This window comes from Streptomyces sp. NPDC059092 (genome assembly GCF_042756365.1).
Lineage (GTDB): Bacteria > Actinomycetota > Actinomycetes > Streptomycetales > Streptomycetaceae > Streptomyces.
The window spans coordinates 1-21,923 of the sequence record NZ_JBHZEJ010000103.1 but is presented as its reverse complement, the minus strand read 5'-3'; the positions used below and the strand labels follow the sequence as shown (position 1 = coordinate 21,923).

Annotated in this window: 12 protein-coding genes; 7 read left to right on the top strand and 5 right to left on the bottom strand. The window is 68.0% G+C overall.

Annotated elements, in window-relative coordinates; genetic code table 11:
• Positions 1–93: 93 nt before the first annotated feature.
• The 3 genes from ACFXPL_RS35145 to ACFXPL_RS35135 are packed head-to-tail and all read left to right on the top strand — an operon-like array spanning position 94 to position 3,619.
• Complete coding sequence (locus tag ACFXPL_RS35145; protein ID WP_384927226.1) at positions 94–1,119, top strand: carbohydrate ABC transporter permease; 1,026 nt, start codon at positions 94–96, stop codon at positions 1,117–1,119.
• The gene (locus tag ACFXPL_RS35140) at positions 1,116–2,048 is read left to right on the top strand and encodes a carbohydrate ABC transporter permease (protein WP_384927224.1); all 933 of its coding nucleotides are present in this window, start codon (positions 1,116–1,118) and stop codon (positions 2,046–2,048) included. The genes ACFXPL_RS35145 and ACFXPL_RS35140 overlap by 4 nt, the downstream gene beginning before the upstream one ends.
• 8 nt (positions 2,049–2,056) lie before the next feature.
• The gene (locus ACFXPL_RS35135) at positions 2,057–3,619 is read left to right on the top strand and encodes a glycoside hydrolase family 3 protein (RefSeq protein ID WP_384927223.1); all 1,563 of its coding nucleotides are present in this window, start codon (positions 2,057–2,059) and stop codon (positions 3,617–3,619) included.
• A gap of 25 nt (positions 3,620–3,644) precedes the next feature.
• Here ACFXPL_RS35135 and ACFXPL_RS35130 read toward each other — a convergent pair whose 3' ends face one another.
• On the bottom strand, positions 3,645–4,181 hold the full coding sequence (locus tag ACFXPL_RS35130) for an ATP-binding protein (RefSeq protein WP_384927222.1): 537 nt from the start codon (positions 4,179–4,181) through the stop codon (positions 3,645–3,647).
• Between the two features lie 222 nt (positions 4,182–4,403).
• On the opposite strand from ACFXPL_RS35130, the gene ACFXPL_RS35125 reads away from it, so the two are divergent.
• Together ACFXPL_RS35125 and ACFXPL_RS35120 are read left to right on the top strand one after the other, a co-directional pair.
• Positions 4,404–5,255, top strand: a complete 852-nt coding sequence (locus ACFXPL_RS35125; RefSeq protein WP_384927221.1) for a helix-turn-helix domain-containing protein — start codon at positions 4,404–4,406, stop codon at positions 5,253–5,255.
• Between the two features lie 11 nt (positions 5,256–5,266).
• Positions 5,267–5,458, top strand: coding sequence for a hypothetical protein (locus ACFXPL_RS35120; RefSeq protein WP_384927220.1), 192 nt, complete (start codon positions 5,267–5,269; stop codon positions 5,456–5,458).
• A 560-nt stretch (positions 5,459–6,018) separates the two neighbouring features.
• On the opposite strand, the gene ACFXPL_RS35115 is transcribed toward ACFXPL_RS35120, so the two are convergent.
• The 4 genes from ACFXPL_RS35115 to nagB all read right to left on the bottom strand — a co-directional run bounded on the left by ACFXPL_RS35115 (position 6,019) and on the right by nagB (position 18,731).
• Positions 6,019–6,381: a hypothetical protein gene (locus ACFXPL_RS35115; protein ID WP_384927219.1), complete on the bottom strand. Its 363-nt coding sequence runs from the start codon at positions 6,379–6,381 to the stop codon at positions 6,019–6,021.
• Between the two features lie 127 nt (positions 6,382–6,508).
• Positions 6,509–13,291, bottom strand: a complete 6,783-nt coding sequence (locus ACFXPL_RS35110) for a polymorphic toxin-type HINT domain-containing protein (protein WP_384927218.1) — start codon at positions 13,289–13,291, stop codon at positions 6,509–6,511.
• Positions 13,292–13,484: 193 nt separating this feature from the next.
• On the bottom strand, positions 13,485–17,816 hold the full coding sequence (locus ACFXPL_RS35105; protein WP_384927217.1) for a LamG-like jellyroll fold domain-containing protein: 4,332 nt from the start codon (positions 17,814–17,816) through the stop codon (positions 13,485–13,487).
• Positions 17,817–17,948: 132 nt separating this feature from the next.
• Positions 17,949–18,731, bottom strand: coding sequence for a glucosamine-6-phosphate deaminase (nagB, locus tag ACFXPL_RS35100; RefSeq protein WP_384927216.1), 783 nt, complete (start codon positions 18,729–18,731; stop codon positions 17,949–17,951).
• Between the two features lie 190 nt (positions 18,732–18,921).
• Here nagB and ACFXPL_RS35095 point away from each other — a divergent pair, with 190 nt between their 5' ends.
• Complete coding sequence (locus tag ACFXPL_RS35095) at positions 18,922–19,995, top strand: SIS domain-containing protein (RefSeq protein WP_384927215.1); 1,074 nt, start codon at positions 18,922–18,924, stop codon at positions 19,993–19,995.
• Positions 19,996–20,334: 339 nt separating this feature from the next.
• Positions 20,335–21,840, top strand: coding sequence for a histidine kinase N-terminal domain-containing protein (locus ACFXPL_RS35090; protein WP_384927225.1), 1,506 nt, complete (start codon positions 20,335–20,337; stop codon positions 21,838–21,840).
• Positions 21,841–21,923 lie beyond the last annotated feature (83 nt).

The following is a 21,923-nucleotide window of genomic DNA, read 5'->3' as shown; positions in this document are numbered from 1 at the left end:
GTCCGGCACCGACCTGCCGGACAGCGCCCCGCCCGGCCCGCTGAGGAGCGCGCGATGAGTGCCCGTGCCCGTACGAGTCCCGGTGACAGTGCCATGAACGCAACGACGAACGCGACCACGACGACGGCCACCGCGACGGCCGCCGGTGATCCCCCCGTACGGCACGAGCCGCCGGGGCCTCCCGGATCCGGCGCGAGACCTGGCAAGGGCGCGGGCAGGGGCCGGGGCGCCGGCGGGGGCTCCGTGCCCTGGCTGCTGCTCGCACCCTGCCTGGCCGTCCTCGCGCTGGTGCTGGGCTACCCGCTGACCCGGCTGGTCACCCTCTCCTTCCAGAAGTTCGGGCAGCCCCAGCTCTGGGGGTTCCAGGCCCCGGAGTCCGCCGGCCTCGACAACTTCACCGCCGTCCTCGGCGACGCGGAGTTCTGGGCGGTCGTCCTCCGTACGGTCGTCTTCGCGGCCGGCGCCGTGATCCTCACCATGGTGCTCGGCATGCTCATCGCCCTGCTCCAGCAGCGGGTCTCCGGCTGGGTGAAGACCCTGATCAACATCGCCCTGGTGGCGAGCTGGGGCATGCCGATCCTGGTCGCCGTCACCATCTTCAAGTGGATGTTCGACACCGACTACGGCGTCCTCAACTGGGTGCTGTCCAGGATCCCCGGCGTCGACCTCATCGGCCACAACTGGTTCGCGAGCGGCCCGCAGGGCCTCGCCGTGATCATGCTGCTGGTGGTCTGGGGCGCCGTACCGTTCGTCGCCATCACCCTCACCGCCGGGCTCACCCAGGTACCCGCGGAGCTGGAGGAGGCCGCGCGGCTCGACGGGGCGGGCTCCTGGGGCGTCTTCCGCCATGTCACCATCCCGATCCTCAAGCCCGTCATCGTGATGCTCGCGACGCTCTCGGTGATCTGGGACATGGGCGTCTTCCCCCAGGTCTTCGTGATGCGCAACGGACACCCCGAGGCCGAGTTCCAGCTCCTCACCACCTACTCGTACGACAAGGCGTTCGTCGTCAACGACTACTCCCAGGGGTCGGCGATCGCGCTGCTCACGGTCCTGCTCCTGCTGGGTGTGATCGCGGTCTACATGCGCCAGATGCTCAAGATCGGAGAGGTGGAGTGAGCGCTTCGACCCCGGCCACCGCGACCGCTGCGGCCCCCGCGACCCCTACGGCCACCGCGGCCGGCGAACCGTCGAAGGCGCCCGGGAGACGACCCCCGCGGCAGACGGCCCCCGGCAAGCGCAAGGCCGGCTGGAACGTACTCGGCGTACTCGTCTTCGTCGTCCTCGGCTTCCCCGTCTACTGGATGCTGAACACGGCGTTCAAACCGGCCGGCGACGCCATCGACCCCGACCCGCACTTCTTCCCGCGTACGTTCACCCTGGACAACTTCCGCCGGGCGCTGGACATCGCCGACTTCTGGGGACCGGTCGGGCGCTCGCTGCTCGTCTCGTCCGTCGTGGTCGTCATCGGCGTCGCGGTCGGGCTGCTCGCCGCGCTCGCCATCTCCCGGTTCGCGTTCCGGGGCCGCAAGATCGTGATCGTCGGGATCCTCGCCGTACAGATGGTCCCGCTGGTCGCCATGATCATCCCGGTCTTCCTGCTGCTGAACGACCTCGGCCAGTACGACAGGCTCTCCGGCCTGGTCATCACGTACCTCACCTTCATCCTCCCCTTCACCGTGTGGACCCTGCGCGGCTTCATCGTCAACATCCCGAAGGAGCTGGAGGAAGCGGCGATGGTCGACGGATGCAGCCGCACCGGCGCCTTCATCCGCGTGGTCTTCCCGCTGCTCGCGCCCGGCATGGTCGCCACCTCGGTGTACGGCTTCATCCAGGCGTGGAACGAGTACCTGTACGCGCTCATGCTGATGAGCCAGCAGAACCAGACCGCGACCGTCTGGCTCTCCAACTTCTCCACCAAACACGGAACCGAGTTCGCCCCGATGATGGCGGGCTCCACGATGATGGCCGTGCCCATCGTGATTCTGTTCCTGCTCGTCCAGCGCAAGATGGCGGCGGGTCTGACAGCCGGCGCAGTGAAGGGTTAGAACCACCGATGACCACAACCTTGTCCAGCACGGACACCCTCACCCGCGACGCCCTCGCCGTCCTCCAGCCCGGCTTCGTCGGCACCACGGCGCCGGAGTGGCTGCTGCGGGCGATCGGCGGCGGACTCGCCTCGGTCGGACTGTTCGGCCGTAACATCGCCACCCCCGAGCAGCTCACGGCGCTCACGCGACGGCTGCGGGAGGAGCGGGACGACATCCTCGTCGCCATCGACGAGGAGGGCGGCGACGTCACCCGTCTAGAGGTACGGCAGGGCTCGTCCTTCCCCGGCAACCACGCGCTCGGAGCCGTCGACGACACCGGCCTCACCCGCGACGTCGCCAGGGAACTGGGCCGGCGGCTCGCCGCGTGCGGGGTCAACCTCAACTGGGCGCCCTCCGCCGACGTCAACTCCAACCCGGACAACCCGGTCATCGGGGTACGGTCCTTCGGCGCCGACCCGGCACTGGTGGCCCGGCACACCGCCGCGTACGTCGAAGGGCTCCAGTCCGCCGGGGTCGCCGCCTGCGTCAAACACTTCCCGGGCCACGGCGACACGGCCGTCGACTCGCACCACGCGCTGCCCCGCATCGACGTGGACCTGGACACCCTGCACGCCCGTGAGCTGCTGCCGTTCCGCGCGGCCGTCGCGGCGGGTTCCCGATCGGTGATGAGCGCGCACATCCTGCTCCCCGCGCTCGACCCGGAGCGCCCGGCCACCCTGAGCCCGCGGATCCTGACCGGACTGCTGCGCGAGGAACTGGGCTTCCAGGGCCCGATCGTCACCGACGGCATGGAGATGCAGGCCATCGCCTCGGTGTACGGGATCGAGCGCGGCTCCGTCCTCGCGATCGCGGCGGGCGCCGACGCCATCTGCGTCGGCGGCGGCCTGGCGGACGAGGACACCGTACTGCGGCTGCGGGACGCCCTGGTGACCGCCGTACGGACCGGCGAACTCCCCGAGGAACGCCTGGCCGACGCGGCCGCGCGGGTGCGCGGCCTCGCCGACTGGACGCGCCGGGCCAGGGCGGCTTCGGAGCCGGGCACGGCCGCACAGGAGGGGACCGCGCCCGGCACCGCGACGGTTTCCGCAGATCAGGGCGCGGCGTCCGGCCGCCCCGACATCGGCCTGGTGGCGGCCCGCAGGGCACTGCGCGTCACGGGCACGGCGGCCCCGCTCACCCGGGCCCCGTACGTCGCGGTCCTCACCCCGGTGGCGAACATCGCGGTCGGCGAGGAGACCCCCTGGGGCCTGGCGACGGAACTCTCCCGCCTCCTCCCGGGCACGGAGTCGGCCACGTACGGAGACACGCCGGCCCCTGACGCCCCGGCGCCCCGCATCCTCACGGCGGCGGGCGACCGCACCACGGTCGCGGTGGTCCGAGACGCCCACCGCCACCCCTGGATGTCGGCCACCCTGGACGCCCTGCTCACGGCGCGCCCGGACACGCTGGTGGTCGAGATGGGCCTCAACGAGGCCCCCCCGAGGGGAGCCCTCCACATCGCCACCCACGGCGCGGCCCGCGTCTGCGCCCAGGCGGCGGCGGAGGTCATCGCGGGGCGGGTGCGGTAAGGGGCGCCCGGCCCGCGCCCCCGCGTCAGGCGGCCCAGCGGCGCGGGGTGTGCACGAGGGTGGCCCACGTACGGGTACCGATGCCGCCACCGACGGCGAAAGGGTGCGCGGCACCGAAGCCCCAGGCCCCCTGGTGGGCCTCCACCAGGTCGGGCACACCCTCCAACGCGTCCAGGCGGCGTTCGTCGCACACGGCGGCGAGGCGGGGGTGGGCATGCGCGGCGTGAGGGTCGTGGACGGCGATCCGCAGGGCACCCTCAAGGTCATGACGCAGGGCGAGATGAACCTGTTCCCCGGAACCGGTGAACCGGCAGGCGTAGGCGACAAGTTCGCGTACAAGACGCAGGGCCGGGTCGATCAGGCTGTCCGCAACGCAGTGCACGTCGAGGATGATCTCGGCGGCCTCGTGCGCGACGGCCGGGGTGGCAACGGCGGAGGGGAGCGTCAGCCCGTACGCGAGGTTCCCGGGATTCGGCTCGCCCGCGTCCTGGAGCGGGGGCGGGCATTGGGTGAACCTAGGTGTGGCGTAGGGGAGTACGGGGACGAATTCGTTTTCGGGCATGACGACTCCGCTCGTTGACGCGTTGGGTTGGCGTGGTGTCTGCGGACACCTGTGGGCAGGCTCGCGCAATGCTCTTCGTTTTCGCTGTGCGTGAGCGTCGCATCACTGAAGGTAGGGCATGGAGTGCTTCATGTGCCACCCCTGTCCTTGGATAGTGCTGCACCGATAGCCCCGTATGGTGGTGCCCGGCAGACTGAGCGGCAGTCAACAGAAGGGATGTCCATGCCCCCACGGACCACCCCCACACAGCGGCAGAAGAGACTCGGCGCGGAGATCAAGAAGTTGCGCACGGCCGCGGATATGACCGCCGAGCGGGCGGCCGGGTTGATCGGTGTCGACCGGGGCAAGATCTCAAACATCGAAGCGGGAGTTCGCAACATCAGCCCTGAACGGCTGCGCGCTCTGGCCGCCCACTGCGCGTGCACGGACGAGCGGTACGTGGACGCGCTCGTAGAACTCAGCAGGATTCCACAGCGTAACTGGTGGGACGAGTACAGGAGAAAGCTGTCACCTGGCCTCCTGGACATCGCCGAACTGGAATGGCAATCGCACCGGATCCAGACCATCCAGACGGTTCACATCCCTGGCTTGCTCCAGACCGAGGACTATGCCCGCAGTATCTTCGACGCGCTGCTTCCTCCCCTGCCGCGCCTCGAACTCGAACTGCATGTGGCGCATCGGATGGACCGGCAGCGCGTGCTCAGCCGCGAACAGCCGGTCAGTTACACGGGCTATGTGCACGAGGCAGCACTGCGGATGCTCTTCGGCGGCCGCGAGGTGACCAAGAAGCAGCTCGGTGCCCTGATCGAAGCGGGCGAGCGGGACAATGTCACCGTCCGGATAGTGCCCATCGAACGCGGTAGCTTTCCTGGCGCCGGGCAATCCCTGCTCTACGCCGAGGCACCCGTTCCGCAGCTCGACACCGCTCAGCTCGACTCGGCTCACGGTCCGGCATTCATGCACGAGGCAGCGCAACTGGCCAAGTACCGCACACACTTGGACTGGATGGACGAGGCATGCCTGTCGGCACAGGCATCGCGGGACGTCATCCGCAGCATCATTCGCGAACTCTAAGGAATTCAGCTATGTCGAAGATCACCTGGGAAGAGCCGTTCTGCGGCACGGGTAACAACTGCTTCCGTATCGGCACGGACCCGGACGGCAACGCCTACATAGCCGTCTCCGGTCGGGAGGACGCCTACCTCACCGACACCCGCGAAGCCCTTACCACCCTCATCCGCGACATCAAGGCCGGCAAGGCCGACCATCTCCTGTAGCGCCGGGCCCCGCCTGCGGACCGGCGCCAAAGGTAACCGGGCGAGCCGGGGAACTGCTGGCTGTGAGGCCGACCTCTCCAGGCTCGCGTGCTGCGGTTCCAGGAGGGGCCGCCCGGGCAAGCCCCGCTGCTCGGGCCCGTTGTCGGGCACCCGCCCGAACCGGGCCCAGGGGGCGAGAGGTGCGCCAAGGTACCCGGCACGGAGACCCTTCGGCTCCAGCCCAAGCAGTGCACCCATTGCCTCAATCGGCCAGTCGTTTTGAATGAGCTGCCGGACATTCGTGCACCGGTAGGCGCACGATAGGGCCGTACGGTGCGCGGCGCCCCGATGAGGCCCACTCCTGTCTCCACCGCACCACTCGGTCACGCCCACATCGGCGTCTACACTCATGTGCGTCTCTGCCCCCAACCGCCTGAGCGCCACCCCGGGCTGCGCCGAGGAGCCTGACGATCACCTGCCGCAGCGCTCGTCCGCTGACGTCGCCGTCAACTGCAGCCGTCAAACACCTGCGCAGCGGTCGCTGGCGCACCCTCTGCAGTGCACATTCCTCCCTCAGTTCGTCAGCGGTTTGAGTCGTCTCCGGTAATTCCGTAGACCACTTGATCCTGCGGGTCGTACGCGGTTAGTCCATGTACCGACGCCAAGTCGAGCAGTGCCGAAGAGACTTCACTGGAATGCGACCAGGAAATAGCGGCGATCACACACTCGCCGGTTACATAGAGAGGAGAGGCCCACGGTGACGCATGCATATTTTCTTCAGTAAGGTCCGGGAACTCGGAGATCACGGCTTGATGAAAATCTTCGATAGCCGGATTCTCTTCAACGATCCCAGTAATCCCATCCGTCAACTGATCGTAAACCTGAGCGGCCTCCTCCGGGGTCGGGGCCACTTTCTGACACCAAAAGATCAGATCAAAACTCATTCTCATATCCCTTCCGAGGCTGCGATCTGGGGCCCGACTCGTTGGCGCTGGACTGCGAATACGGTACCGCAGTCTAGATGGATCGACTGTGGGGCCGACCCGGCCTTCCGGGTCGGCCCCACAGCCACTACCGATCTATCCACACATCGTGAACCCCGACAAGGGTTCGCCCATCTCCAGTGGTGACCGTGTTACCGGGCGAGTTGAGCCAATCGTCGAAATCCCGTTGTTGAGGATTCTTCTTGGCGGTTCCACCCTTCACCTCGATTCCATACCACTGACCGTTGATCTCAACCGTGCCGTCATATTTGCGGACTCGCATTCCTGGCGCAGAAACCGCGGTCTCATTTCGCATAACGACTGCGCCGTCCATTTCCAGCTGATCCCAGGCGTTCGCTTCATCTGCGGCACCGTCGCGTCCAGGCTCGCCATTGCGCTTTGAGAACTTACCGTCCGCCGAGCGCGGGGCACCCCCATTCGGGCATTCGCCAGAATTGTGAACCAGGACCGGCGTGTCGCCCGCCAGCACATAGTACGTGTGGATCTCGGCGACAGTGAGGTTGTAGGTCGTGGCGTGCTTGGTGAAGGCGCGGTTCGCGGTCACGATGACGGTTGTGCCGTCGTCGCTGAGCAGGGTCATGCCTGCCGTGAGCTCTCCGGCTTCGAGCCAGCGGCGTTCCGACGGTGACCAGAAGGGGTGTTCGTGGGTTGCCGTGAGCTCCTCGACGCCGTCTTCGGTCATTATGGACAACGTGTTGAAGTGCTTGTCGTCCTTGGTGACTATGAGGCGGGTGACCTCGCGGGGGCCGGTCTCTCCTGTTTCGGGGTCTGTGGCCAGTACCTGATCGCCGAGCTTGATGTCCTCGATGTCCTTGGTCGTTCCGTCGGCAAGGAGTACATCGGTGCCGGGCAGGAAGCACTTGCAGCCGGAAGGCGCCTTCTTGGCGGCGCCCGCCGCACCGTCAATATGCTTTGCCCCCTTGGCCAGCTTGAGGATCTTCAGTGGAGTGGGCAGATCGCCCACGGTGGAAGCGCAGTCGGCCGTCAGACCGGGACTGTTCACGCAGTCTTTCCATGCCACTGGGTCAGGGAGAAAGAAAAGAACATAAGTGAACACTTGGATCGCCGGCCCGTCGACGCGCTTCCCCAGATAGGGCCCTGGTGCCGGCGCCTTGCCGGGGCTGGGGGACGGGGCGGGCGCCCAAGTGCTTCCGCCCGAATTCGACCTCCCGCCCGAGGATGAAGAGGAGGAACTGGTTCCCTTCTTCTTCTCGGACTTGGTTTTTGCGGGCTTCGTGCCCTTTCCGGGAACGCCGTTGTGGCAGCCGGTCAGCTCGCCCGTGTGACATTCCGGAACTCCCAACCCGCTGGGATCCGTGATGGTCACCGGGTTCTGCGTGCCGTAGCTGTAGCCGTTCAGAGTCTGTGGAATCTCGCTCTGGAGCAACGGGTCAACACTAATGAAACGGCCGATGCCGGGGTCGTATTCACGGGCGCCGAGGTGGGTGAGGCCGGTCGCCTTGGTGTCATCGGTGCCGCCGACGAAGCCCTTGGTGCCCGGCCAGGCTTTCGGCGCGTCCCCGCGGATCGCACCGAAGGGGAGGGTACGGCGCTGGGTGAGGGTCAGATCGGCCGCGCTGACGGCGAGTTGTCCTGTGCCGTGGTGATCGGCGATGGTGAAGGCAACGGTGCCGTCGTCGTTCCGGACCGCGCCCTGGCCACCGCCGATGTCGACGTAGCGGGTGGCCTTTGCCTTGTCAGCGCCTTTGGCAAGGGTGACTTCGGTATGTCCGAGGTAGAGGGTTGTTTCGGTGCTGGTCCGGCCGATGAGACGGTTGCCGTCCGCGTCATAGAGATACTCGGTGGTTCTGGCGCCTTCGGTGACCTTGGAGAGGTGGCCTTCGACGTCCCAGGCGAGTGTCTGGCCCGGTCGGCTCGTGGTGTTGCCAGCCTTGTCGTAGCCGTAATTGTCCGTACTGGTGCCGGCGGGACCGGTGCTTGTCACCGAGGTCAGCGAGTGAGCCAGCGCCTTGCCGGACCCGGGGTAGCTGTACGTCCGCTTGACGTCCTTGCTGGTGTCACCCGCAGGGTTGTGCTGGATTTCGGTGGCGCGGTTGCTGGCCTTGTCGTAGGTATAGCTCTGCCAGTACGGGGCGGGACCACCGATCTTGCTTGTAGCGGGAGTGGCGGAACAGGTGGCTGTGGGCTGTGTCCACGCTTCGGTGAGGCGGCGCAGGTGATCATAGGAAAAGCACTGGTTGTCGGTGCCGGTGCGGGAGACGTCGGCCATGGAGAGGACGTTTCCGGTGTCGTCGTAGCGATAAGTGGTGTTACGGTCCACGCCGTTCTGTTCTTCGCGGTCCACCCGCGATGTTGCGAGACGCTGAGTGCCCCACTCGTATGTGTTGGTGACCTGTGCCTTCTTACCGCCTCCGGACGGGCTCAGGCCGTACTGGAGGGGTTTGCCGGTGAGGCTGTAGCTGACGCTGCTGGTCATGCCCTCGCCGTACACGGCGACCTGTCGCAAGGTCTGGTCTTCGTATCCGTAGGTGACCGAGCCACCGGGCAGAGATCCGGCCGCCGAATAGCTGACGGTTCCGACCAGGCCGGAGAGCTTGAAAGCGGTGCCGGTCTGATAGGTGCCCTGCAGAACACCTTCAGCTTCGGGTATGACGACCGCGGTCCTCGTGGGACGGTAGAGCCGGTCATACGCGGTGACCTTGGACGTATACGCCTGGCCGTTGACATAGCGGGTGGATTCGGCGAGTTGGCCCTTGGCATCGGCGACCGTGTCGTAGACCCATGCGGACCGCAAGGCGCCGGTGGCCGTACCTTCGCGCAGTGCGGTCTTCCGGCCGAGGTTGTCGTAGGCGCTGACGAGGGTTGTGCCGCGGGCGTCAGTGGAGGAGGTGAGCTGGCCGCGATCGTCGTAGACGTTGGTCGTGGTGCCCTTGTCCGGATCGACCGTCCTGATCTGGCGGCCGAGTTGGTCGTAGGTGTAGCTCCAGGTGCTGCCCGACGGGTCGGTCAGCGTTCTCAGCTCGTCTCGCGGAGTGTAGTCGTACGTCGTGGTGTCGTACGGGGCGTCGGCATCGCGCTGGTGGTGCTGGAGGAGAGCGGTGGTCTGGCCGTGGGCGTCCTTGACCGTGGTACTGGCGATACCGCCGACGGGGGGTATGACGGTGGTGCGGTCTCCTCTGTATCGAGTGGCCGTGACATTGAGAACACTTCCGCCGTCACCGTTTCCGGCAATCTGACGGGACTCCACTTCACGTCCCAGACCGTCGAAGGTGGAGCGGGTCTGCGTTTCGACCGACAGAGCGTCTGCCGGTCTGAACAGCGTGGCGGATGGCTGGCCGGTGCTGTAGTACGGCGCAAACTTCTTTGCTGCCAGACCGCGCTCGTCGTAGAAGATATCCGTGAGGATGCTGCCACCGTCGGGTCCCGGGGCCTGGGTCTGCCGTTCGCGCAGGAATCCGTCGTAGAGGGCGTAGGAAGTGATCTGTCCACCGTTGTTGTCGAGGGTCCTGGTGGCGACCGCGACAGGCTTACCCTCCTCGACCACATAGGTGAACTGGTAACTGGGATTCAGGGTGTTGCGCCGGTCGGCCAGCCAGACCTTGGCCGCGCGGCCGAGCGCGTCGAAGGTGGACTCGGTGACGTTCCCGTTGGTGTCGGTCTCCGTCATCGGCAGTCCACGCAGCCCAAGAGCTTGGGCGGTGGTCTGCGCCGTGGACGCGTCTCCCGCCGTTGCAGGAGGTGTGGTGGTCTTGACCTGCGTCGGCAGGCCGGTCGCGGGGGTGTAGACCGTGGTGGTGGTACGGCCGTCTGCACGGGCGACGCGTGCAGGGGCGTTGTCGGCATCGACCGTGACATTTGCGGTCAGGTCGGTGCTGGTCAGCGTGCGACCGTAGCCGTCGTACGTCGTACCTGTCTCCAGATAGGTGGCCTTCGTGCCGTCGTGGCTCTTGAGCGTCGCCGACGCTGTGACATCGCCCTTGGTGGGAGCCGCGTCATAGGCACCGCCGTCGTAGGCGGTGCGAACGTCTGAGATCACGTCCTTGGAGCGATCGACCGTGGCGTCACAGGGCTTCGCCACGATCTCGACCCGTGAGGCCGCATCGAGAATCACGGCGTCGCTCGGGTATGTGGTGCGTGTACACCGATCGTCGGCCGTGCTGGCTGCGTCTCCGAAGTCGTCGATCTGGATGACGCGGCCTGCCACTGTGTCGTGCTTGGTCGCGGTTGACTTGATACGCCACTTGGCGCCCGCACCTTCGTCCAGGGATTCCCATTCCTTGGTGCTGGACGAGCCGGTGAGGTTCGCAGTGACTGTGCCCCAGCTTCGTGTCCTTTTCGCTGTTTCGTGGTGCCAGGGCCTGCTGACCGACTTGCTGAGGATCTTGCCGTCCGGCTTGTCGTAGGTGACCGTCTTGTAGCTGAATCCGGCTGTGGACTCGTGGTCGGTGATCGGGTCCCCCTCACCGTCGGCCAGGGGTACCGTCACGGACTTGGTGCCGTCCGCAGTGTCCTTGCGGTCACCGTCCATGCCTCGCAGGAAGTAGGAGTCCTGCTGGGATTTCATAGCCGCTGCGCCGCCCTGGCCCCCGGTCTGGACCCGGACCTGGCCGTAGCCGCGCCATTGCGACCAGGTCTTGTGCTTCTCCTTGGTCAGACCCTCATCGTCGTCGAAATGCCAAGCGGCACCGCCCAGATACTGGTAGCGGATCACCGCGTCCGGGGCACCGCCGGTGCGGTCCGTGGTAGTGGTGGAGGTGACCACATATTTGTTGAACCAGTGCCGCTCGGCGTCCGCAGTGCTGCTGCCGCCGATGTACTGGGGAAAGCACCGCGTGGTGTTCGTCTGCGGAGTCGGCAGAGCGTTCCAGTCGCAGGCGGATGCCGAGTAGTTGACGTCGACCTGACCACCGCTTTCATCGGCCACGGTGGAAAGCCGGGCCTTGATGAACGGGGCGAATCCGTCCCCGGTCTTGTCCAGACGGTTTTCGAGCTGTGTGTAGGTGAAAGTGGTCTTCGGGAGGGTGATGGCAGGGGTGGCCGAGTGCCCGGTGTGCTGAACCGAGTCGAGAAGCAACTGGTAGTCGGTGTCCGCCATGCCCCAGCGGTGACTGAGCTTCCAGGCATCGATCTTGCTGTAGGTGCCGTCGGCATTGAGGGTCTGGGTGGTGACGTCCGTCAGGCGCTTACGTGTCCAGAAGGACGGGGAAAGTCTCCCGTTGTCACACTTGGTACCCGCAGTGCAGTTCAGATCCCAAGGGGTGTCGTACCAGTAGGGCGCCTTGTCGCCGATCGTGGACGCGGCGCAGGTGACACCGGTCTGGGGCAGGCATCGCTCGGCGTTGTCGAAGATGACCTGGGCCTGTGGCTTGTCCGCGAACATCCGGTCGGACTTGAGGCCGTAATCGATACGTTCGAGGTAGCCCCCACGTGTGTAGGTGGTGTCGTCCTCCTCTTTGAGGTTACGTCCGTAGGAATTGGTCTCCTTGGTGTAGTGATAACCGATGGCGTTGCCATGGGGATCAACTGCGTAGTCGAGGTTCCAGCGCCAGGCTTGCTGGCACCAGGAACCCGCGAAGTCAGTGGCCTTGCAGGGCTCCCCTTCGTCGTTGCCGTAGATGGGTACGGTCCACGTCGAATCGGTGGCTTCCTTGCCGTCGGTCCAACCAGGCAGACGGTTGTAGCCGAAGTAGTAGCGGACGCCGTCCGGAGCGGTCAGCCGCCAGTACTCGCCGTCGTTGTCGCCGTTGCCCCGGTTGGTGGACTTCAGTCGCGCGATCCTGGTGCCGTCGTCCTGCTTGAGCTTGAACTCGTCCGCGCCGACAGGGACGAGTTCTCCGCCTTTGCCGTTGAAGCTGAGGAAGGCGTTGTCGTAAGCCCAGCACAGGTCGCCGGGCTTGTTGCCGTCGGCATTCTTCTGGTCGTCGTCGGCACAAGGCTTGTATCTGCGTTCGATGGATCCGGGCCACATGTTGAAGCCGTCGCCCGCCCAGGACGACTGGTTGTTGGTTCCGCCGGTACGTCCGTCAATCGTTCCCGACGAGTAGGAGAGACCGACGTTGGGTGTCAGACTCCCGGGGACATCGGGGACCGGCATGTCGTACGACCACCCGAAGTCACCCGTGCTGAGATCCGTGTTCCAGGCAGCTGACGGAGACAGAGAAGTCGCCTTGTAGTCGCCCTTGTCTCCCTCGGCAGCTGCGACAGCCGCCAAAACCTTTGCTTCGCCAGAAGCCAGTTCGACTCTCTTGGCCGTGAGAGTCTGTTTGGTGCCGTCGTTGACCGTGGCTATGGGCTTGGTGGTACGGCAAACGTCCTTGGACGGCGTGGTCAGCGCGCACGCCGGGAGTTCGACCAACCGCATCCGGGAGGCATACGAGCCACCGAAGGAGTTGGCGAAGTCCGCGTAGTCCACGCTGAGCGCAACCGTGGACGGGGCGGGCGAAGGAGCGGCCGGTGTCCCCGCGCTGGTTCGCGGCTGGAGGCTGAAGACCAGACCGCGCACGCCCAGGCGCTCGGTCTGTTCACGAGCGAACACACGCGTCTCAATTTTGACCGGTACGGCTGAGCTCTTCGGCGTGGAAGTCCCGGCCGTAGGAGTCGCAGACTCGGCCGCTGCGACGGCGATGGGAATCCCCTTCGCCTCAGCGAATCCGCCGGCCCCCGCCGTGTCTCCGCGTGGGATGGTGATCGTCCCCGTCGCGGCTTCCGGCCATGCTGTCCGGGGCATCTGCCTGGGGCCCTTGGGCTCCTGTGACTGGGTGCGGGGGACGATCTCGGCGTCATAGGTGCCGACGACCGGCCTCTCCGATGCGGGCAGACCTGGCAGGCCGGCCGCAGCCGCCCCGGCTTCCGTCGGCACTGCGGCATTCTGCAGGATCGCGCCGATCATCACTGCGGACAGGACCAGGGAAGTCCGTCGAAACAGTGGTCCGGGCACGTGTGGAGAGCGGGATCTCATAAGGATGTCCATCGCTGCCAGGCGCCGTGTGCTCTGAGTCAGGCACGGCGCGAACCATGAATGAAGTGAGGGCGAGGATGCCGAGGGCTGTGCCGGATCGGTGGGCACAGCCCTCGGAGGGAGGTCAACTGCTCGCGGGGACCTCGGTGGGGATGTCGAACCAGGTACCGGCCAGCTTCTCGATCTGGCTGTCGTTCAGGGCACCTTGGAAGGCCCATATGTCATCGGCCACGCCGGGGAAGTGCTCGCCCCACTTTCCTGCGGACTTTGCCCTGCCGACCTGAAGAGACTTGCCGGCCTTGAAGGTCAGCACATCGTCGGCCCAGGCAATGAGGTCCTCGCACGCAGTCTCGTCCGCCTCGCCGTTGCCGTCGTCGTCACCACAAGCCGTCTCTTGAAGGGCTCCGTTGACGTACAGGCGGGCTTCCTTGGCGAACCCGTCGTACACCACAGCCAGGTGGTTCCAGTCACGTACGTCGTAGAACTCGCTGTTGGCCACCCGCTTCACGGCGGCGGCCGTATCGTCCGCGTCCGGAAGAGTCAGTTCCCAGCGGCCTAGGGCTTCCATGTCTTTGCTGTCGGGCACGAAGCGGAGGCCGAACGCGCTCTGGTTGGTGCCTTCGCCACTCACCACAGCCACAGGCTTGGTCGGCATCGCCGCGCCGCGCGCCCACGCGGTGACGGTGAAACTGGAGCTGGTGTCGATGGGTACCGTGCCGGTGGCCGCGTAGTCGTCGACGCCGTCCAGTTCCAGCCCGCCGGAGTCGATCATTCCGGCGCCGAGCCGGGCTCCGCCGGACAGGCTCATGGCGTTGTTCTCCTCGGAGAGGTCGGGGGTGGTGACGGGCGTGCTGCCGTTGGTCCCCTCGAAGTTCCAGCGGCCCTTGACCACCGGGCTCTGCTTGAACAACTGCCGTACCTCGTCCGCCGAGACCGGGCGGTCGAAGATCTTCACCTCGTCGATCTGGCCGGGGAAGAACGAATCCGGTGTGCCCTCGTAGGAGCCGGCGCCGATCTGGACCGGGCCGCCCGCGTACCAGGTTTCGGAGACGGCCGCGCGGCCCGCTTCGACGCCATTGACGTACAAGGTGAGCTGGTTGGCGACAGTGTCGTGGACGCCCACCAGGTGGGTCCATTCACCGCCGTACGCGGTTCTGCCCTCGGCCTGCATGGCGCGGATGGCGTTGGAGTCGGGGGTGTCGGAGATGTACTGGTTGAAGACCCACCGGTCGTACGCGTTGGAGTAGTACAGCTCGAAGCCGGATTTGTGGTCCCCTGCCTGCGTCGCGATGATCGCCGCGTGGTCGGGCTTGGTCTTGGAGAGTTTCGCCCAGGCCGAGACCGTGAAGCTGCGCCGGTTGTTGACGTGCGGCGCGGCGGCGGTGGCGTAGTCGTCCTTTCCGTCGAGCGTCAGCGCCTTGCCGGTCATCCCGGCGCGGCCTGGGGTGGCGCCGCCCTTGAGGACGGCCGGGTGGACGTCGGCGCGGCCGGTGACGCGGGTCGCGTCGGCCGGTTCGTCCAGGGGGAAGACCGCGCGGGCCGGGCGGCCCGTTCCGATGGGCTGCTTGTTGTGCAGGCGGGTGACCTCGGTGGCCGTGAGCGGCTTGTCGTAGATCCGTACGTCGTCGATGGTCCCCGGGAAGAACGAGGCGGGCGAACCGCTGTACGAGCCCGCGCCGATCTGGAGTCCGCGGCGCGCGTCCCACGGCGTGGTGTACGGGGTCGTGCCGACCAGCTTGCCCTGGACGTACAGCTTCAGCTCCCCGTCGGTCTGGCTGTACGTCCCGGCGAGATGCGTCCACGTCCCGGCCTTCGCGTCGCCCGGTGCCGCCGACATGACACGTACCGCGTTCGATTCCGGGGTGTCGGAGAGGTACTGGTTGAAGACCCAGCGGTCGTAGGACTTGGAGTAGTACAGCTCGAAGCCCGGGCTGTGGTTGCCCGGCTGCGTGGCGATGATCGCCGCGGTCTCCGGCGTCCTGGACAGCTTCACCCAGGCCGCCGCGGAGAAGCCGCTCTCGGTGGCCACCGTGGGGATGTCCGTCTGCGCGTAGTCGTCGACCCCGTCGAACGAGACCGCCGTACCGATCGCGCCCGCCACCCCCGGGGTGGCCCCGCCGCGCAGCTCGGCGACGCGGGAGCCGGCCGTGCCCTCGGCCGAGGTGGCCCCGGCCGGATCGTCGAGGTTCCAGGCGGCCCGCTCGGGCTGACCGGCCTTCACCCGGTACTGATAGGTGCGGATCTCACTGCCGTTGCCCGCCGCGTCGAAGGCCTGGGCGGTGACGAAGTTCAGCCCCGGCTCGGAGGGAAGCACCTGGGCGGTCTTCGCCGCGCCGCCCGTGGTGGTCAGCGCGTTCTTCGAGGACGGGTCCGTGTTGACCCCGAACCAGTACCTGACCACATCGCTGTCGGCGGCCTTCAGTTGGAACGTGCCGTACTTGCCGACCCCGTCCGACCACGGGTCGTCCGGATTCTCCGGATCGGACGCCGGATACTCCCCGGAGGAGACCGCCGGAGCCTTGGGCACACTCGTGTCGTACGTGAAGTAACAGCCCGTCGGGTCCCCGGCGGTCGACCAGGGAGAGTACTGCGCCCCGTCGTACGACCTCACGTACCAGGCCACCTGCTTGTTCTTCGGCACCGACGACGGCAGCCCGATCGAGAAGCTCGACCCCGACTTCTTCGCCGTGGTGCGGGAGGGGCTCCAGCGGGCCACCATCCCCTTGCCGTCCCCCGTGTCCCAGGACGCCTGGAACTGTACGGAGACGTTGTCGCCGTCCGGGTCGGTCACCTTGTTCGCGTAGATCTTGCCCAGGGTGCGCACCCTGGCTGCGCTCGCCGGCTTCTTGCAGGTCCCGCCGTACTCCATCGTGAGCTGCGACATCTTGATCTGCGGCGGCGGACGGTTGTACTTCACCCGCAGATAGGCCTTGTCCGAGAAGCGCTTCCAGCCGTACGCGTCCGACTCACTGCCCGCGCGCAGCCCGAACGTCATCGTGGACCACTTGCCGTTCGCGGCTTCCTGCACGGCCGACTTCACGTCGAACTCCGCGTCCTTCGCCGAACAGCCGTCGTAGCCGTAGGCGAAGGAACTCGACCGCAGCTCCTTGATCCAGAAACCCGCGGCCTTCTGCGAGTTCCACGTCGTCGAGGACGAGATGTCCTTCGTGCGCCAAAGCTCCACGCTGCGCGCATCACACGACGCCGACCAGGTGTTGCGCACCACGAACTCCGCCGACAGGACCGTCTTCCCGGCGAACTTCGAGGTGGGGATGCGGTAGAAGAGCCGCTTGGTGTCGTTCGGCTGGCAGTAGGACCAGTTGCAGTAGCCCATCCCGGCAGTCGACTCGCCGTTGAACTTCCACTGCGGTGACGACGCCCAGTACTCCGACGCCATCGTCCAGGCCGACGCCCTCGGCGAATACCACTGCGGATCGATGAACACCGGATACACCGTGTCCGCGCCCGACAGCACCTCCGCGTCCGGGGTCAGTACGAGGGCGTCGCCCGTCGCGGGCACGGCCACTTCCACGGCCGCCAGCTTGCCCGACTCGCTCGCGCCGGGTTCCCGCGCCGCGCCTTCGCCCTCGCCGCTCCCGACGGCCGCCCGCTTCCGGGCGGATCGCGTACCGTCACCGGCCGGGGTGCTGGAGTCCCACATCATCGGCTTCGGCGCCTCGAACACCGCGCCCCGCGCGCCCCGGTCGACCGCTTCCAGGCCGCCCTCGGCCGTCTCGCGTACGTCCACGCCCTCCGCGGCGAGGCCGAGGCGCAGCGTGGCCAGCTTCTCGCTCGCCGCGGCCTCGGCCGTCTTCACGACGAGCAGTTGGGTGAAGCCGTCCTCCTGCGCGCCCATCCGCAGATCGACCCCGGGGAGCACGTCGCGGTACGTGGCGGTGGAGCCGCTCAGCTCCGGCGCGGGCAGGGGATCGGGCCAGGAGAGCGCGACCTCGCGCCCCGCCTTGTCCATCCGTACGAGCGGCTCGGAACCCCCCGACGAGAACCGGATCCCCACGGTGGACACCTTCGGGGCGACCGTTCCGTCCGGGGCCTTGGCCAGCTCGGTGTCGACGGGCCGCCACGCGCCGTCGACCCGGGCCCGTACGGGACGCAGGTACTCGCGCGCCTCCAACGCGCCCTCGGGCGTGGCGAACACATCGCTGTGCTCACCGCGGAGGGAGGCGATCTCGACGGGGTTGCCCGAACGTTTCGCCTCGGCGAGCGCGCCGTCGGTGGTCGCCTCCGCGGCGGCCTCGCCGGAGTCCTGCTTCGCGCCGTGGGCCGAGGTTGATCCGGCCGGCGCGGACGCCGGCCGTGCGGTGGCCGGCAGTGCGGTCAGCGGGACGAGACCCGCCGCCAGTACGACGGCGAGCCCGCACACCAGGCCTCCCGCGTACCGCGGACCGCGCCCGCGTCCCTGCTCCCGGACATCACGATGTCCCCACACCCCACCCATGGATCCCCGCCCCAAGCATCACAGGAAGTACACAACTTCGCTGAGTCAACTGCCCGTCGCGCAGGGTTGTCAATGGAGATCTTCGGGGCCATCCAGGCCCAAGCGGGGCGAACCGCCGGAGCGGGTGAACTGTCAGATGCCCTGCCAGTCCGGTTTGGACGCGAACGTCGCGCGGAAGTAGTCGGCCAGCTTCAGCCGTGAGGCCGCCGCCTCGTCCACGACCACCGTCGCGTGCGGGTGGAGCTGGAGCGCGGACGCGGGGACGAGCGCGGCGACCGGGCCCTCGACCGCCTGGGCGACCGCGTCCGCCTTGCCCTCGCCGGTGGCGAGGAGGATCAGGTGGCGGGCCTCCAGGATGGTGCCGATGCCCTGGGTGATCACGTGGTGGGGGACCTCGTCCGGGCTGTCGAAGAAGCGCGCGTTGTCCTCGCGGGTCCGGCGGGTCAGGGTCTTGATCCGGGTGCGGGAGGCGAGGGAGGAGCAGGGTTCGTTGAAGCCGATGTGGCCGTCCGTGCCGATGCCGAGGAGCTGGAGGTCGACCCCGCCCGCCTCGGTGAGCGCACGGTCGTACGCCTCGCACGCCGCCTGGACGTCCTCGGCGCTGCCGTCGGGGCCGAGGAAGGCGCTCGGGGCCAGGCCGAGCGGTTCGACGACCTCGCGCAGGACGACGGAGCGGTACGACTCGGGGTGGCCCGGCGGTAGCCCCACGTATTCGTCGAGCTGGGCTATGCGGGCGCCCGAGGCGTCCACGGTGCCCGCCCTGACCTGGGCCGCCAGCGCCTGGTAGATGGGCAGCGGGGTGGATCCTGTGGCCACGCCGAGCAGGGCGTCGGGCTTGCGGCGCAGCAGTGCGGCGATGCTGTCGGCGATGAGTGCGCCGCCCGCGGCGGCGTCCTGGACGATGACCACTTCCACGCTGGGCCTGCCGATCTGAAAGGTGAGTCTCTTGTGGTATAGACCAATTCTAGCAGAGGGGTCCTGATCGGTTCTTGGATCCGGGGAAGGAAGGGGCAAGAAGGGGGGAGCGGCGGAGCCCGGTGGCGGGGGTTCCACCGGGCGTGTTCGATTGGGGGCGGGGGCGTCACTGACATGGAGGGCACCCAGCATGTCTGCCGCGTTTCCCGCCGGGCCGAGCGAGTACCCGGGCCGCATCATGGCCGCCGAGGTGCTGGAACAGCCCGCGGTGCTGCGGCGGATCCTCGGCGAGGGGGCGCCCAGGATCCGCGAGGTGGCGGAAGCCGTCGCGGCGCGCAAGCCTCGCTTCGTGCTGCTCGCGGCGCGCGGCACGTCCGATCACGCGGCGCTGTACGCGAAGTACCTGCTGGAGATCCGGCGCGGGCTGCCCTGCGGGCTCGCCTCCATGTCCACCATGACGGCGTACGGCGCGCGTCCCGATCTCACCGGGGTGCTCTTCGTCAGTGTCAGCCAGTGGGGCGGCTCGCCGGACCTGGTGGCCGCGACCTGGGCCGCGCGGGAGGCGGGCGCGGTCACCCTCGCGGTGACGAACAATCCCGACTCGGCGCTCGCGGCCGTGGCCGAGTTCCATATCGACGTCCTGGCCGGCGCGGAACGGGCGCTGCCCGCCACCAAGTCGTACACCGCCTCGCTGCTCGCGCTGTACCTCTTCGTCGAGGGCCTCGGCGGCGCGGACGGCACCGGGGCCGCGTCGGTCGTGCCGGATCTCGCGGACCAGGTCCTCGCCCGGGGCGCGGAGGTGCGGACGCTCGCCACCCGCTACCGGTTCGCCGGGGGGATGGCCGTGGTCTCGCGGGGGTACGGGTATCCCACGGCCAGGGAGGCGGCCCTGAAGCTGATGGAGACCAGCTACCTCCCCGCTCTCGCGTACTCCGGCGCGGACCTGCTGCACGGCCCGCTCGCGGTGATGGACAACCGTTCGCCGGTGATCGCCGTCGTCTCCGAGGGCAAGGGCGGCGAGGCGCTCCGCCCGGTCCTGGACCGGCTGCGCGGGCGGGGTGCCGATCTCTGTGTGGTGGGCCCGGCGGCGGAGACCGGGCGGGCCTCGGCGGGCTTCGTCCTGCCGGTGGAGGGGGTGGGGGAGGAGCTTCAGCCGATCCTGGAGATCCTGCCGCTCCACCTTCTGGCCTACGAGATCGCCCTCGCCCGCGGTTACGACCCGGACGCTCCCCGGACGATGGCCAAGACGCCCGAGTCGAGCTGAGGGGCGGGCGGGACCGGCCCGGGACACACCCGCGGGCCGCGGCGCCGCGACGGGACCCTCAACCCGTACGGCACCGCAGCCCGGAGTTGCTACGGCCGACAGGTGTGCGGTCCCGGCGGCCGTGGGGAGAGGTTCCGCCGCAGTCAGGGCAGAGAGCGCCGGCACCTCGTTCCGCCCTCCTGTGCGGGGAGGACGGAAGCCTGTGCACCCATTGTGGACTAGACCATTCGGAGGTGTCCATGCCCGCGGTGCGTACGGTGAGCCTAATTCGCCGCCTACCCTCCGGTACAGACCGCGGGCCGTCCCGATCCCACGGGTACGCTCGCAGGTGTGCCCTCCATGAACGAACTCGTACGCCAGCACACAGCCCTCGGTGAATCCGACCTGGAGTGGCTGCATCTGCTGGTCTCGGAGTGGCAGCTGCTCTCCGACCTCTCCTTCGCCGACCTCGTCCTCTGGGTCCCCACCCGGGACGGCACCCGCTACGTCTCGGTCGCCCAGATGCGGCCCAACACCGGACCGACCTCCTATCAGGACGACATGGTGGGCCACCTCGTGCCGCGCGGGCGCCGGCCGCTGCTGGACGCCGCGCTGGACGAGGGGCGGATCGTCCGGGAGGGCGACCCCGAGTGGCGTGAGGAGGTGCCCGTACGGGTCGAGTCCATCCCCGTACGGCGTGAGGGCCGCATCCTCGGGGTCATCGCCCGCAACACCAACCTCCTCACCGTCCGCACCCCGAGCCGGCTGGAGCTGAGCTATCTCCAGTCCGCCTCCGACCTGGCACAGATGATCGCCGCAGGAACCTTTCCCTTCCCCGGCCAGCAGGTCGACATGGACGCCTCGCCCCGCGTCGGGGACGGGCTGATCCGGCTCGACGCCGACGGGCTCGTCCAGTACGCCAGCCCCAACGCCCTCTCCGCGTATCACCGGCTGGGACTCGCGTCCGACCTGGTGGGACAGCACCTCGGCCGGGCCACCGACCAACTCGCGCCCGCCCGGGGGCCGGTGGACGAGGCCATGGTCAAGCTGGCCAGCGGTTACGCGCCCCGGGAGACCGAGGTCGAGGGCAACGGCGGGGTCATCCAGCTGCGCACCATCCCGCTCAAGCCGAAGGGCACCCGGATCGGCTCCCTGGTGCTCCTGCGTGACGTGACGGAACTCCGCCGCCGCGAGCGCGAGTTGATCACCAAGGACGCCACCATCCGGGAGATCCACCACCGGGTGAAGAACAACCTCCAGACGGTCGCGGCGCTGCTGCGCCTCCAGGCCCGGCGGATGGACTCCGTGCGGGGCCGGGAAGCGCTCAACGAGGCGGTGCGGCGCGTCGGTTCGATCGCCATCGTCCATGAGACGCTGTCTCAGAACCTGGACGAGCGGGTCGAGTTCGACGAGATCGCCGACCGGGTCCTGGCGATGGTGGCGGAGATCTCGCCCGGCAAGATCCTCTGCCGGCGTACGGGGCGGTTCGGCATCCTGGACGCCGAAGTGGCCACCCCGCTCTCCATGGTGCTCACCGAAATCCTCCAGAACGCGCTGGAGCACGCCTTCGCGCCGGGGGAGGAGGGCCGGGTGGACGTCTCCGCGATCCGCAGCGGGGACTCGCCGGCGAAGAAGCAGCGGCGTACGGGCGTCCCGGGCGCCTCGGGCACCCGGCTGATGATCACCGTCCAGGACGACGGGCGCGGGCTGCCCGAGGGGTTCGATCCGCAGCGGGCCGGGAATCTCGGGCTCCAGATCGTACGGACGCTGGTGGAGGGCGAGTTGGGCGGCACGTTCGACATGGTGCCCGCGCCGGTGCGCGGCACGCGCGTCCTGCTGGACATTCCGGTGGAGCCGCAGAAGTAGCCGCGCCGGCGGCGGCGTACGCGCTGGGGCGCAGGCCGGTACGTACCGGCCTGCGCCCGGGTGCGGACCCGGGCGCGGCGCCC